Here is a 15674-nt window from a genome sequence, read left to right on the forward strand (position 1 = left end):
CATGGAAAAGAATATCAACTTCAGCCAACTACATGCTGCCGCCGGCCGTGAAATACAGGCCGGTGGCCAGCGTTGGCTCTTCTTCGGAGGAACGGCCTATCTCGGATTACAGCAACATCCGCGCATGCTGGAGTTCTATATGCAGGGCATACATCAGTATGGGATCAACAACGGCACTTCCCGTAACAACAATGTTCAATTTGCAGTGTATCCGGAAGTGGAAACGGCGCTGGCTAACCGCTTTGGAAGCCAGGCAGCCCTCGTCACTTCAAGTGGCTACCTGGCTGCGCAGATGGCCGTGAAATACCTAGCAGGTACGGCAACAGTTTTGTACGCACCCGCCACACATCCTGCATTGTGGCTGCATGAGAACCCTGGTGTTTCAGGCAGCTTCAACAATTGGGCAACTCAAACAGTAGTGAAAATCAACAAAAGTGAACAAAACAATTTCCTGGTAATCAGTAATACACTCAATAATCTTTTGCCTGAGCGCTATGATTTCAGCCCATTCAAAAATATATTACCGGAAAAGAAGATCCATTTCCTGCTGGACGATTCCCATGGCATCGGTATTTTGACCGAACAGCAATGGGTACCCGAACATCCGGGATTCAGCACCACAATCGTGGCATCGCTGGCAAAAGGTCTGGGCACGGATGCAGGTGTGGTATTGTCGGATGAGGCTACCATTGCGCGTTTGAAGCAATCACCCATTTATCTCGGTGCATCACCTCCTTCGCCTGCTGCCATGCAGGCTTTGTTACTGGCGGCACCCGTTTGCCAGGAGCAAAGAGAGAAGCTGCTGCAGAACATGCAGTACTTCCAGGAACATTGTAAAGCAGTTTGTCAGTATATCCCCGGCTTTCCGGTCTATTATTTTCCGGAAGCCGGGCTTTTTGAAAAGCTTTTGGAAAAAAAGATCGTCATATCATCTTTCCATTATCCGCTGCCGACAGATCCTGAGTTGAACAGAGTGGTGATCAGCAGCCTGCACACCCAACAGGACATCGATAAGCTCCTGCTGGCTATTCATCAAGCACAATCCTAACGCTATGCGATATTTTCTCTCAGTCCTGTTTTTCTGTTTTGGTCATTCCCTTTTTGCACAATCCTATACATTGAGCGATCTCATGGCCACACCATATCTCTCCAGCCTCACAGCTGCATCAAAGCAATCCACACTACTGTTCACTGCCAACCAGCAGGGAAAGCGGAACCTGTTCATGATTGCCGGGGCTGGCCAGCCTGCACGTCAGCTCACACAGTTCAATGAAGATGATGGATTAGAGCTCAGCAGCGTGAACATCAGTCCTGATGGCGAATGGGCCGTATTTGTCCGGGGCGGCGATCATGGCGCCAATTCGGCTGCAAAGCCTACCAATGCCGCCAGTTATATCACTCCGCAAAAGATCCAGTTGTTCAGTGTGAACCTGGCAAGCGGTGAAGTGAAGAACCTGGGCGATGGAGATTTTCCACAATTCCATCCCGGATCAAAGAAGATCGTATTCCTCCATAAAAATCAACCCTGGATTGTCCCTACGGATGGCAGCCAGGCAGCCAAACCACTATTTCAGGTAGCCGGCTCCGTCAGAGGTATGCAATGGAGCCCCGATGGAAAATCTCTCGCCTTCACCACCCGCCGTGGCGCTTACTCTTTCATAGGTATTTATAACGAAGGAAAAGCACGCATCCAGTGGATCTCCCCATCTTTCTCACGAGATGATCAGGCGCGATGGAGCCCGGACGGGCAACAGCTTGCTTTCATCCGTCAACCCGCCAGCGGCGGCGCACTGGATTCATTGCTGAAAAAGAAACACAGCACCTGGTCCGTAATGATATCCGGCCTTGATGATGAAAGCGCAAAAGAGATTTTTAAGACGCCAGCCACCCTCAGAGGTTCTGTCCCATCCTGGCAGGGAGGCTTCAATCTCAAATGGCCTGTGAAGGACCGTATCGTTTTCCTTTCTTACCAGGATGGATGGCCTCACCTGTATACCGTTCACCCACAAACGAAATTGGTACATCAACTTACCAAAGGGAAATATGTGGTGGAAGATATTAATTATAGCAGCGACGGGACCAAAATTGCTTTCTGCGCCAATACCGGCAATACGCCAGGCGATAATGACCGCAGGCATATTGGCATCGTTCCTGTAACCGGTGGCGATATCCGCTGGGCCACCAGCGGCGATGGCATAGAAACTGCCCCCAGCTTCACTTCCAGCGATCAATCGATCGCGTATTTCAGCAATACTGCTCAACGCCCTCTCCTGCCCACCATCCTGAAACTGGAACCCAATGCAAAACCGGAATTGCAGGCCGAAGAGCTGCTGGGTAATTTCGATTACAACAAACTGATCACACCCAAACAGGTACATTTCAAATCACCTGATGGTGTAACCGTATATGGTCAACTGTTCGCACCGCAAAATGCTACAGCCAAATCACCTGCCATGATTTATGTACATGGCGGTCCCCGCAGGCAGATGTACCTGGGCTGGCACAATATGGACTATTATTTCTACGATTACCAGACCAATCAATACCTGGCAAGCCTTGGTTTTGTTGTGCTCGCCGTGAACTATCGTATGGGAACGGGCTATGGATATGAGTTCCAGCACCCGGACAATGCAGGAATGAATGGCGCATCCGAATACATCGATGTGCTGGCTGCCGGCAAATGGCTTGCCAGGCAATCCGGAGTTGATCCCAAAGCCATCGGCATCTATGGCGGCTCCTATGGCGGCTATCTCACTGCCATGGCGCTTGGCCGCAACTCAGATATATTCAAGGCCGGCGTAGACATTCACGGAGTGCACAACAGGAAAAAGAAACTGAACGAAGAAGAGTATGCGCCCGACTTCAATGAAGCCGCCCGCATTGCCTGGGAATCATCTCCATCCAAATGGGTGAATGGCTGGCGCTCCCCTGCCCTCATCATCCACGCCGATGATGACCAGAATGTGGCCTTCTCCCAAAGTCTCGATCTCGTGAACAGGCTCAAAGCCAAAGGCGTTCCCACCGAATACCTGGTGATCCCGGACGATACCCATCACTGGATGCTCTTCTCCAATCTGGTGAAAGTAAAGGAAGCCACCACCCGGTTCCTGCAACAACAGTTGATGAAAAAATAAACCGTCCCGTTACATGAAATATTTACCCCTGATCATAGCCGTTATATGGCTATCTGCCTGCAGTACGCAACAACGCATCGCCAATGCCATACATCCGGAACGCGATACAGCCCTTGCCAATGCCTTCACCGGCATCTGTATTTATGATGAAGCCTCCGGGAAAATCATCGTTCAACACAATGCAGACAAACAATTCATCCCGGCCAGCAATATGAAACTGTTCACCAGTTATGCATCGATGAAATACCTGCCGGACAGCCTGCCGGGCTGGTTCATCCATGAAAGCCGCGACAGTCTTTACCTGCAGCCCAATGGCGACCCCAGCTTCCTCCACCCGGCATTTGAAACACAAAAAGTATTCGACCTGCTGAAAGCAACCCGCAAACCGGTTATGCTGGTTATTCCATCAACTCAATTCACACCGCGCGGTTTCGGCTGGGCCTGGAATAATTTCCAGGAATTCTATATGCCTGAAAGGTCCGCTATGCCTATCTATGGTAACGTGGTGCGCTTTACCAGGGAACCGGAAGGCCTGCGCGCCATGCCAGCTTATTTCCAAACCCGGCTTACAGTGAATGAGCTCAATGGTAAAGGAGTGAACGTAAGAAGGGAGGAAGATGGAAATGTTTTCACCGCCAACAGCTCCACACTGAATTCTCTTATGCGTCCGTTCACACAGAAAGCAGACCCCGGATTTGTATACAAACTACTGGCTGATACTTTATCGAAACTGGGCATCAGCAGCCCGGCAATCCGAAGTTCCGCCCCCGGCATCGATTTCAGGCCATTCTACACGCAGCATACAGATTCTGTTATACAATTCATGATGCTGCACAGCGATAATTTCTTTGCCGAACAATTATTGCTGATGGCAGGCCGCGAGATCACCGGGAAACTGGCAGACAGGTCCACGATCAATTCCCTGCTGAAACAAGACCATAAAGATCTTCCCGATCATCCGCGCTGGGTAGACGGCAGCGGACTCAGCAGGAACAACCTGGTATCACCACATGCCTTTGTAACACTGCTCAATAAAATGAAAAAGGAGTTCGGGTGGAAACGACTATCCAACATTCTCGTAAATGGCGGTGAAGGCGGCACACTCAAAAGCTATTATTCAGAATATCCCGAAAACATATTTGCCAAAACCGGCACGCTCAACGGGCAGGCAACACTCAGTGGTTTCCTGATCACGAAAAAAGGAAGAATGCTCACGTTCTCTTTTCTCGTGAACAATCACCAGGCCCCTCCCGGTGCCGTTAAGAGTGCAGTCAGGAACACAATCACCAAAATCATTGATCACTATTAATTGTTGAATAATGAAAAAAAGCATTTCCGGAATTGTGCTGGCAACTGTTCTGGCCAGTCCCCTTTTGTTCCCCGGCGCATTACAGGCCCAGGAATCCGGCAGTTCCGCTTCACTGGAAGCCAAAGTGAAAGAATTGAACACAGAAATTGAAAACCTGCAATTCGATAATGACCGGCTCGCCAAAGCGGTGGATGATCTCAACTGGTACAAAAAAATGGAAGAGATCGCGTATGTAGATAAAGTGCGGATCAGCAGCCTTCCTCCCACCGTAGTAAGAAATCCTACAGGCAAAGGCGTGAAGAATCCCGTCACCATTCAGGCCTATGTATTCATCCCGAAGAATATCGATCATAAAAAGAAATATCCGCTGATTGTTTTGCCGCATGGCGGCGTTCATGGTAATTTCGGGATTGGCAATGCGCATATAGTGAAGGAACTGATTGCACAGGGCTATGTAGTGACAGCTCCCGAATACCGTGGCAGCACAGGTTACGGCAAAACATTCCAGCGCCAGATCGATTATGGCGGACGCGAAGTGGACGACACCAAAGCAAGCCGGGACTATATGGTGCAGAACTATGATTTTATAGACAAGAGCCGTGTGGGCATCATCGGGTGGAGCCATGGCGGCATGCTCACGCTTCTCAATCTTTTCCGTTTTCCTGAAAGTTATGCCGTTGGTTATGCAGGCGTGCCCGTGAGCGACCTGGTGGCGAGAATGGGTTATATGAATGAAGCATACCGCAAGCTCTTCTCCGCCGATTATCATCTCGGCAAGGAAGTGTACCAGAATATTGCAGAATACCGGAAACGTTCACCGGCCTGGAATGCAGAGAAACTCAAAACGCCCCTGCTCATCCACGCCAATACCAATGATGAAGATGTGAATATCCTGGAAGTGGAGCACCTGATCAAATCCCTCAAAGCGGAGAACAAAAAATTCGAATACAAGATCTACGACAGTTTCCCCGGTGGCCATCATTTCGACAGGATCGATAATTACGCCAGCAAGGAGATCCGCCTGAAGATCTACCAGTTCCTGCAACCCATTCTCAAACCTGCAACGCCGTTCAAAGACCTGGATGCGCTGATCAGGGCCAGCTATTTCCCTGTTGCAGTAAAACCGGAAGAGAACAAATAGAAAAACGTACAGTTCACATTAGAAAAAGTCAACAACACTACAGCAAGGGTCGGCCATCAGGTTGACCCTTTTATTTTCGGAGTGGCCAGTTGCTCGCCGCCCGGCGACGCTGTGTTCTCCGGAGGCGAACAAATACAAGTCAACTGGCAACCACCTGATTTAAATGCCTCTTCACATTTCCAGCTGAAAAGTTTGCTATTTTATAATAATCGATACATTTGTTTGAATACCCATAGACCTCATCCTTCCGGAACAGCGCAGGATATAAATTACATTTATGACCCCATAATAAACAGGAAGTACGAGTAGTTGGCATCAATCATACCATACAATGAGAAAGACCTGCTGGAGCGCATTCAGCAAGGTGACGCAGGCGCATTTGAAGCCCTGTATAACCAATACCGTCATAAGCTCTACGGTTTTATACTGCGATTGACTAAATCACCTGAAATGACTGCCGACATCGTTCAGGACGTATTCCTCAAGATCTGGGAAGACCGGGCTAAATTTTCCCATGTCCAATCCTTCTCTCACTATTTCCACAGCATGGTCTACAACCGTAGTATCAACCTGCTAAAGCGGATCGCATTCGAGGATGAGATCGTAAGCCAGCTTTCCAAAGAAGCGGGCAACAGTGAAGAAAGCGATCCTGTACTGTACAATGAACTTCGGCAAAAGCTAAGACAACTGGTGGCAAAACTCCCCGAACAACAACGGACCGTTTACCGGCTGAGTAAAGAAGAAGGACTGAAGCAGGAAGAGATCGCCCGGCAGCTTAACATCAGCCTTAGCACTGTCAAAACACATCTTTCACGCTCCATGACCTTTATCAGAAGCGGGCTCGGCTCCGGTCTGGTGATCTTTTGCTGGCAAACGGCATTGCAGCAATAATTTTTTTTCGGGCTTGTCATACTTTTATTTCTACCACTTGTCTATTTCTATAATACAATCCTATGCATCAGCAAACAGACGATCTGTTAAGAAAATATTTTAACGGCACGATTGCACCAGAAGAAGAAAAAGAATTATTCAGACGGTTAAGGTCCGACGCAGAGAACAATGACCTCTCAGCTATCATTGCAGAGGCCTGGCAAGGCTATGAGCCATCAGAAGAGATGCCAGGCAATATCGATGCGCAGATCAGGAGAAAATTATTTCCCGTGCCTGCGCCTGTACATCGTGTCCATTTTTTAAGAAGATGGGGCTGGGTGGCAGCAGTGGTACTGGTAGCTGGCGCGGGAGCATGGTTCCTTACCAACAGGCAACCCGGATCCTCAACCGAAATTGTTCAGCAAACTGTAACCATTCAGCCAGGTAGCAACAAAGCAATGCTGACACTCGCGGATGGAAGTACTATTATCCTTGACAACGCATCCGATGGTTATCTCGCTGAACAGGGCCTTACGAAGATCCGAAAAACAGCGAATGGACAATTATCCTATGAAAGCGCCAACGGCAAAGCGGCAGGTTTCAATACCATCGCCACACCACGTGGCGGTCAGTACCAGATCACCTTGCCTGACAGTTCCCGCGTATGGCTCAACGCCATGAGCTCCATACGCTTCCCTACTGCCTTCGACGGAAAAGAAAGGAATGTGGAGATCAATGGTGAAGCCTATTTTGAAATAGTGAAAAACAGTAAACAGCCCTTCATCGTAACCACAGGCAATTCTACTATCAGGGTGCTCGGAACCAGCTTCAATGTGAATGCCTATAAGGATGAAGAAGGGATCAGAACAACCCTCATCAGCGGCAGCGTAAGCGTGGCAGCAGGCAATCAAAGATTGGTATTGAAAGAAGGACAACAATCGGAAGTAGACGGGGCAGGCAATATCAAAATTGCACCACAGGTGGACCTGGAAGCGGAACTGGCCTGGAAGAACGGCTATTTCTATTTCAAAGGACAGGATATCGAAAAGATCATGCGCCATATTTCACGCTGGTACGATGCAGATATCGTAATGCTGGCCAAACCAGGAAATAAATTCAATTCAAAAATATCAAGGAACGTTCCCATTACAGAACTACTGGAAGTGTTTGAGCTTACAGGAAAAGTAAAGTTCATCATCGAGGGAAAAAAAGTGACCATTACCAAATAGCACGCAACGAAACGGCATAAGAACAGAACACCAAAAACTAATTGTTTAAGTCTGTAAAACTTTTTGCTAATGTATACCTGATAACAACAGGGTTCACCAATAAAAAACCGGTCGTGTTTGCGGCACTCCCGGTTGACGATTGAGTTTACCCAAAAAAGTAATCTGCTGTAAGACGCTCTTTTGTTAACCCAACCAAAACAAAGTTATGGAATTAACCTGTCTTTCTGCACGGCCAGCCGCGTCAGATAAGAACCTATTATGGGGCTGCTTTCCTGTTCAAAGCCCGTCAGTGCTTAAAATGTTGCGGATTATGAAACTAGCTGCGCTCTTCTGGCTTACCGCTCTCATGCAGGTTTCTGCTAATGGTCTTTCGCAAAACGTTTCCCTGAATCTCAAATCGGCTCCCCTAAAGGCCGCTTTCCTGGAAATTGAAAGACAAACCAATTTCACATTCACGTATACGGATGATCAACTGGAGCGTGCCCTGCCGGTAAATCTCCAGGTGGCCAACACTCCACTGAAGTCAGTGCTGGACGTTCTTTTCCGTAATCAGCCACTGAACTACGTGATCAAAAATTCCACTATTGTTTTAGCAGACAAACCGGTGATACCGCTTAAAGACAGGTTGCTGATCACAGGCAGCGATCCCTTCAACAAGATCACGGGATTGGTTACCGGGCCGGACAACAAACCCCTTGCCGGCGCCACTGTTTCCCTGAAAAAAGGTTCACCCAGCACTACCACCGATGCTAATGGTAAATTCACTATCAATGCAGAACCGGGTGATGTACTGGTGATCAGTTTCGTGGGATATGACACAAGGGAAATAGCGCTCACAGCAGCCAACATCAATGGCACACATCATTACAGCCTCAACGAAAAAATTTCCGATCTCAAGGAGGTGGAGATCGTGGTGGCTTATGGAAAACAAACCAGGGCTTCCTATACAGGCGCTGCTTCCGTAGTGTCAGGTAAAGACCTGGAAGGCAAGCCCAGGGCTTCTTTCCAGGAAAGCCTGCAGGGCAACGTGGCCGGTCTTCAATCCACTACCGGTACCGGACAACCGGGCGCCAGTGGTAACGTACGCATTCGCGGCATCGGTTCCTACAGCGCTTCAAGCTCTCCCCTCTATGTAGTGGACGGTGTGCCTTTTATTGACGGCCCCACTACCGTACTCGCCTTCTCTTCCAATACGCTGGCTGGTATCAATCCGAATGATATCGAATCGATCACAGTTCTGAAAGACGCATCCGCCACTTCCATTTATGGTTCCCGTGGCGCCAACGGCGTGATCCTCATCACCACAAAAAGTGGCGCAGCCGGAAAAACGAAAGTGCAGATCGGCGTACAGACAGGCTTCAGCCAGATCGCTATGTCAGACAGGAACAAACCGCTCAATACCCGCGAAATGACGGAGCTGCTGATCGAAGGCGTCCTCAACAACAACACCACGCTCGCTGGTATCACTACCAACCAGGCCGCTTATCAATACCTGGTTGACCAGGGCCTGAAACCCAATGTGAATACGGATTGGGCCGATGTGATCCTGCGTAGAGGCAAATTCAGTCAATACGATATCTCTGCCTCCGGCGGCAACGATAAAACAACCTTCTTCACTTCCGCCGGCTATTACAAACAGGATGCCACCGTACGCGACCAGGGATTTGAAAGAGCGAATGTTCGTCTCCGTTTGAAACATAAAGCCAGTAATCGCTTATCCATCAACGTAGGCATGGCGCCAAATTTCCAGAAACTAAGCACCATCGGCAATGCTGGCCTGGGAGCCAATCCCATCCGCTCACTCAACAGGCTGGTGCCCTGGGCTGCACCTTATAAGGCCGATGGTTCCTATGCGGCCATCACTTACAACCCCGAGATCGTGCGTAAGGAAAACAGGTACGATACCCGCATCTATGCATTCCTCGGAGATATTGGCGCTGAATTCAAGATAATCCCGGGCCTCTCAGTAGAAAGTAAGATGGCCATCGATATGAGTTATACCGATGACTACAGGTTCTGGAGCCCACTCTGGGTAGATGCTGCCAGCGTGAAAGGAAGGGCCGCTGAATATACCAGCCTCCTGGTCAACTGGAATATCACCAACCTTCTTCGTTACAATAAATATCTCGGTGATTTCAGCCTGAATGCCACATTGGGCCAGGAAGCGCAGAAGTTCACCAGTAAATACATCAGCACACAGGCAGACGGCTTTGCACAGTCCGACCTCTACACACTCTCCAGCGCCGCCACGCCTTTTGTGGCATGGAGCAGCCAGGCAGCATCTTCGCTGGTTTCCTATTTCCTCAATACCAGTATCAATTTCAATAGAAAATATTACCTGAACCTAACCGGACGTATCGATGGTTCTTCCCGCTTCGGCAGGAATGTACGCTACGCAAAATTCGGGTCCGTCGGCCTGGCCTGGAACCTGGACCAGGAAGAGCTGATACAGGACCTTGGTTTTATCGATATGCTGAAGATCCGCGCCAGCTACGGCACCAGCGGTAACCAGGCTTCAGACCTCTATGGCGTACTGGGCGTATATACCACTTCCGGTTCCTACAATAACAGTCCCGCCTACTCGATCTCACAGATCGAGAATGCCAACCTGACCTGGGAAAAGAACAATCCCTTCGATATCGGATTCGAGTTCGGCATTCTGGACAACAGGCTCACCGGCTCATTCGATTACTATCGCCGCGTGACTTCCGACCTGCTGATGGACGCTCCCATTTCCGCTACCAATGCAGCAGGTACAGCAGCTACACAGAACCGGAATATCGGCTCCTTTGAAAACTCCGGCATCGAAGTTTCATTGAGCTCCGAGAATATCCGCGCCGCCAATAAGAATGGTCTCAGTTGGAAAACCAGTTTCAATATCTCTACCAACAAGAACAGGATGCTGACCCTTAGCGGCTCCAACCAGATCATCAGCGGCGTTTTCAACCGCGAGATCGGTGGCGACTATTACGAATACTACCTGCCCGGCTGGGCCGGTGTTGATGAACAGACCGGCGAAGGATTATGGTGGGTAGACGGAACAAAGAAAGCCACCACCACCAAATTCACAGAAGCGGCTGCCTTCAACCAGGGCAGCGCAACACCACGCTTCTTCGGAGGATTAACCAACACTTTCGTATACCGCAACTTCAGCCTCTCCTTTATGTTCTATTTCAATTACGGCAACAAAATTTATGATACCTGGGGCACTTTCACCTCCAGCGACGCCTCTTCAGGTGTTACCGATTATGGCGTAATTGCAAGAGTTGATTACGACAACCGATGGCAGAAACCCGGCGACAAAGCCAGTTCTCCCAAAATGGTGTACCGCGGAACCCAGACTGGTCTTTCCGGCCAAAACTCTTCCCGCTTCATTTACAATGGCTCGTATATCCGTCTGCGTGATGTATCACTCACCTACGATGTTCCAGTGAAGAATACCGTTTTCCAGAAACTGCAGGTATACCTGAGGGGCAATAACCTGCTGACCCTGGTGAAGGACAACAGGCTGAGACATGATCCCGAGACCTATATCGGCGGTATCCTCAACCAGAACCTGCCTATCGCAAGGCAATTCCTCGTTGGACTCAATCTTACTTTCTGATCATTGCAGCATGTTTAAATCATACAAGATGAAAATATCACGCTTATACATAATCGCACTACTGGTGGTATCCTGTTGTACAACGGCATGCAACAAAGAGTTCCTTGAACTGAAGAACCCCCAGTCTTTGCCCCTCACAGGCACCATCAGGGACCTCGCCACGCTTACCACCGCTGCCAACGGCGCCTACCTGCATTTCAAAGACGCCAACTATTATAACCGTACTTTCACGTTCGTTCCTGACCTGCTGGGAGACAACGTGTTCATCAGCCGCTCCAATGGTGGCCGGTTTCTTGACCACGACAACTTCGCCGTAACCGTTACCGATGGTTACACCACCAGTTGCTGGAATGCCATCTACCGCGTGATCGGTAACGCCAATCTCGCCATCGCGGAAGGTGAAAAACTCGATCCCACTGCACCCATTCAGCAGGTGATCGGCGAACTGTACGCCGTTAGAGCACTTGCTTATTTTGACCTGGTGCGCTTCTTCGCACAACCCTATAATTTCACCAATGATGCATCACACCTGGGCGTGCCCGTTGTTACAGAACCACAAAGCGGGATCATCTCACCTGCAAGGGCAACCGTAAAAGAAGTGTATGACCGTATCACGGAAGACCTGAAGAAATCCCTTACGTTGATGAATGTGTCGAAGAAGAATGGTTATATGGTGCCTACTGCCGCACAGTCGCTTCTGGCCAAAGCCTATCTCTACATGGGCAACTGGGAACTGGCCGAGCAATATGCAACGGAAGCCATCAATGGGCCATTCACCCTCATTCCACGCACCAGTTATGTGGCCAGCTGGGCTACTGATTTCAGCTCTGAATCTTTATTCGAAGTGGTGAACCTGCCCACGGACAATGCCGGCACCAACTCACTGGGATACTTATACGAACAATCAAGATATGGAGAAGGCCTGGCTACGCAAGACCTTTATGATCAATACACCGGCACCGATGTACGTCGTTCCCTGATCATCGTGGGTGTGCGCAATGCCACTTTCGAGAATCCCGCCTACTTCGTGAAGAAATACCCGAGAGGCGTAACCACCAATGATGATCATATCAAAGTGCTTCGCCTGTCGGACGCTTATTTGATAAGAGCTGAAGCAAGGGCGGAGCTGGGCAAATCAGATCCTGCCAAAACAATCCTGGCGCAACAGGACCTTACCACCATCGTGCAGAGAGCAGACAATTCCGCCGCCGCTATCACGCTTACCGGCGATGCGCTGATCAACAGGATCATCCTGGAAAGAAGAAAAGAATTTGCATTCGAAGGGCATCGCCTCTTCGATCTCAACAGGAGGAAAATGGACGTAAAACATATCCGTTCAACGGATGAAACCCTGTACACTTATCCGAATAACAGGTTCATCATGCCAATCCCGTTCGCAGAAATGAAGGCCAATAAGAACATGAAGCAGAACCCCGGATGGGCTCAATAAGAAAACCTTTCCATCATCATCGATCGTAAAAATATCAGCAATATGAAAAATATTAATTGGATCTGGATCATAGCCCTGCTCTGGTTTGCATCCTGTAACAAGAACGATTACAAACCCGACCCGGTAGAGATCCCTGAACTGCCCGGCACCACTACTGAAGACCTGGTGCTGGAAGTGGTGGACAATGATATCGAAGCATTCATGACGCGCTACAATGTTCCCGGACTTTCACTCGCCATCACCAAAGATGGCAAACTCGTGTATGCAAAAGGCTATGGCTTTGCCGACAGGGAAGCCGGTCTGAAAGTGGACACCGGCAGCCAGTTCCGCCTCGCCAGTCTCAGCAAATGGATCACTTCCTCTACCATTATGAAACTGATCCAGCAGGGAAGACTGGGCTTCAACGATAAAGTGTTCGGCGCCGGCGCTGTGCTGGGCACTACCTTCGGCACTGCGCCCTATCCCGGTAATGTAACACAGATCACCGTAGAGCAATTGCTGCACCATACCGGCGGCGGCTGGGGCAATAGCAGCAATGACCCCATGTTTGCCAACCCAACATATTCACAGGCGCAATTGCTGGGCTGGATACTGAACGACAGACCGCTTTCCAACACGCCCGGCACCGTTTCCGATTATTCCAATGCAGGTTTCTTCATCCTTGGCATGATCATCGAGAAGATCACCGGAAAATCCTATCAGCAATATGTAACCGATTCTATCCTCAAACCGATGGGCATTGCCAATATGAGCTTTGCCAATACCAGTCTTGCAGGCAGGAAGCCAAAGGAAGTGAAATACTACGGTACAGGTCCATACAGCTATGCAGAAGGTGTGATCCCCCGCATTGGCGGCGCAGGCGCCTGGCTGGCATCACCGATAGACATGATGCGTTTCCTGGTGCAGGTCGACGGGTTCAATACTGTACCCGATGTGCTGGACGCCAGTGCGCTCAATATCATGTCGTCCAAAACCACGGCCAGTGGCAATTATGCCTGCGGCTTCCTGGTGAGCACAACCGGTAACTGGTATCATGGCGGCACCTACAATGGCACGCGCAACTGGATGGTGCGGACCACAAAGGGTTTCAACTGGGTGATCCTGATCAATACATCGGCCACCGGGAATTTCAATTCGGATCTCGACAAACTGGTTTGGCCCGCCGTGAACAATTCATCCACGGCATGGCCCGATAAGAATTATTTCTAGCACGGTTATGCAGTAATCACGGAATCCGTTGAGAGTGCCGCCATCGCGGCCTCTCAGCTTCCGTACTACCCTTTTTTCACTGTCTGAAAGACGGATGGGGACTGCCTTGCCATTACCTACTCAAACCGGAACATCATGATCAAAAACCGTTTACTCGCACTGGCGCTGTCCGCGCTGATCCCCGGGCTGCATGGCGTGAAAGCCCAGACCCCTTCAGCATTGCCACAGGGAATAGACAAATACATCATCCGGGTGATGAAGACCTTTGAAGTTCCCGGCCTTTGCATTGCCATCGTAAAAGACGGCAAGCCCATTCTCACCAAAGGTTATGGCACAAAGAAACTGGGCTCCACAGATCACGTTGATGAACATACGCTTTTTCCTATCGCCTCCAATTCAAAAGCCTTCACGGCCACCATCCTGGCCATGCTGGTGGAAGAAAAGAAACTCGACTGGAACAGGCCCGTGATCGATTACCTGCCCTGGTTCCGCATGTCGGATGCATATGTGACCAGTCAACTGACCGTGAAGGACCTCCTGGTGCACCGCAGCGGCCTCGCCCCTTATGCCGGCGACCTGCTGCAATTCCCTCCCACCAGGTACAGCCGGGAAGAGATCGTGAAAAAGCTGAAAGACCTTCCCCTCACCAATAGTTTCAGGAATAATTACGCATACGATAATATCCTCTACCTGGCCGCAGGCGAGCTGATCAGGCAGGTTACAGGAAATGATTGGGAAGACGAAGTGAGGGCGCGTATCCTGCAACCGATCGGTATGAAGGAGACCCTTAGCCGCATTTCTCAATTTGAAAAAGCTGGCAACCGATCATACTCGCATGCGCGTTTCGACGGGGCCGTGAAAGAAGTGACCGGCTTCCTGCAATACGGCATCTCCGATCTTACTAATCCGGCAGGTGGCATTGCCTCCAACGCAAACGATATGGCCAAATGGCTGACCCTGCAACTGGATTCCGGCAGGGCGCTCAATGGCAAAACAATTTTCAAACCCACTACCACTACCACTTTGTGGAAAGGCGCAACCCCAATGCCGGTAGCGCAATTGCCTGCACATATCAAACCCGCGCAAATGGAATACCAGATGTATGCGCTGGGTTTTTACACCTACAATTATCGTTCTGAAAGAGCGGTTGTGCATGGAGGTAAGCTGGATGGTTTCGTATCCCGCGTATTCATGATCCCTTCCCAAAAACTGGGCATCGCCATTTTGACCAACCAGGAATCCGGCGGGGCCATCAGCGCCATCATCAATCATATTTGCGATCATGTTCTGCACGCACCGGCTTTCGATTGGGTGGCCGGCTACAAAAAAGCGCAGGATACCGGTTTAGATAATATCAGGAAAACAGAACAGGCGGCTATCTCGCAACGTGCAGCAGGTTCACGTCACTCCCTTCCACTTGAAAAATATGCAGGCTCTTACAAAGATGCCTGGTACGGCACTGTCAACATCACTAAGGAAGGCGAACGCCTGGTGATGAACTTCACCCATTCGCCGGGAATGATTGGCGATATGGAGCACTGGCAGTTCGATTCCTTCATTGTAAGATGGAGGCACCGGGAATTCAAGGCCGACGCCTATGTGACTTTCTCACTGGAGCCTGATGGCAGCATCAGACAGGTGAGGATGAAAGCCATTTCTCCGGTTACTGATCCCAGTTATGATTTCCATGACCTCCTATTGAAACCCATTTCAACAAATTAACCAGAA

The 15674-nt window shown here is 49.8% G+C and carries 10 protein-coding genes; all 10 read left to right on the top strand.

The features are described from left to right. Position 1 precedes the first annotated feature (1 nt). The 10 genes from D9Y29_RS02315 to D9Y29_RS02360 all read left to right on the top strand — a co-directional run bounded on the left by D9Y29_RS02315 (position 2) and on the right by D9Y29_RS02360 (position 15668). On the top strand, positions 2 to 1048 hold the full coding sequence (locus D9Y29_RS02315; RefSeq protein WP_127124818.1) for an aminotransferase class I/II-fold pyridoxal phosphate-dependent enzyme: 1047 nt from the start codon (positions 2 to 4) through the stop codon (positions 1046 to 1048). Between the two features lie 4 nt (positions 1049 to 1052). Beyond that, complete coding sequence (locus D9Y29_RS02320; RefSeq protein WP_127124819.1) at positions 1053 to 3134, top strand: S9 family peptidase; 2082 nt, start codon at positions 1053 to 1055, stop codon at positions 3132 to 3134. Between the two features lie 13 nt (positions 3135 to 3147). Beyond that, complete coding sequence (locus D9Y29_RS02325; RefSeq protein ID WP_127124820.1) at positions 3148 to 4443, top strand: D-alanyl-D-alanine carboxypeptidase/D-alanyl-D-alanine-endopeptidase; 1296 nt, start codon at positions 3148 to 3150, stop codon at positions 4441 to 4443. Between the two features lie 10 nt (positions 4444 to 4453). Next, a complete protein-coding gene (locus D9Y29_RS02330; RefSeq protein WP_127124821.1) occupies positions 4454 to 5584 on the top strand; it encodes an alpha/beta hydrolase family protein in 1131 nt (376 codons plus the stop codon). A 309-nt stretch (positions 5585 to 5893) separates the two neighbouring features. After that, a complete protein-coding gene (locus D9Y29_RS02335; RefSeq protein WP_127124822.1) occupies positions 5894 to 6475 on the top strand; it encodes an RNA polymerase sigma factor in 582 nt (193 codons plus the stop codon). A gap of 62 nt (positions 6476 to 6537) precedes the next feature. Beyond that, positions 6538 to 7683, top strand: coding sequence for a FecR family protein (locus D9Y29_RS02340; RefSeq protein ID WP_127124823.1), 1146 nt, complete (start codon positions 6538 to 6540; stop codon positions 7681 to 7683). A gap of 310 nt (positions 7684 to 7993) precedes the next feature. After that, positions 7994 to 11287: a SusC/RagA family TonB-linked outer membrane protein gene (locus D9Y29_RS02345; RefSeq protein ID WP_164735205.1), complete on the top strand. Its 3294-nt coding sequence runs from the start codon at positions 7994 to 7996 to the stop codon at positions 11285 to 11287. A gap of 28 nt (positions 11288 to 11315) precedes the next feature. After that, entirely contained in the window at positions 11316 to 12737 is a 1422-nt protein-coding gene (locus tag D9Y29_RS02350) for a RagB/SusD family nutrient uptake outer membrane protein (protein WP_164735206.1), read from the top strand. Between the two features lie 42 nt (positions 12738 to 12779). After that, on the top strand, positions 12780 to 13946 hold the full coding sequence (locus tag D9Y29_RS02355) for a serine hydrolase domain-containing protein (protein WP_127124826.1): 1167 nt from the start codon (positions 12780 to 12782) through the stop codon (positions 13944 to 13946). 135 nt (positions 13947 to 14081) lie between these two features. Then, entirely contained in the window at positions 14082 to 15668 is a 1587-nt protein-coding gene (locus D9Y29_RS02360) for a serine hydrolase (protein ID WP_127124827.1), read from the top strand. Positions 15669 to 15674 lie beyond the last annotated feature (6 nt).

Source organism: Pseudoflavitalea rhizosphaerae, from assembly GCF_003991355.1.
GTDB lineage: Bacteria > Bacteroidota > Bacteroidia > Chitinophagales > Chitinophagaceae > Pseudobacter > Pseudobacter rhizosphaerae.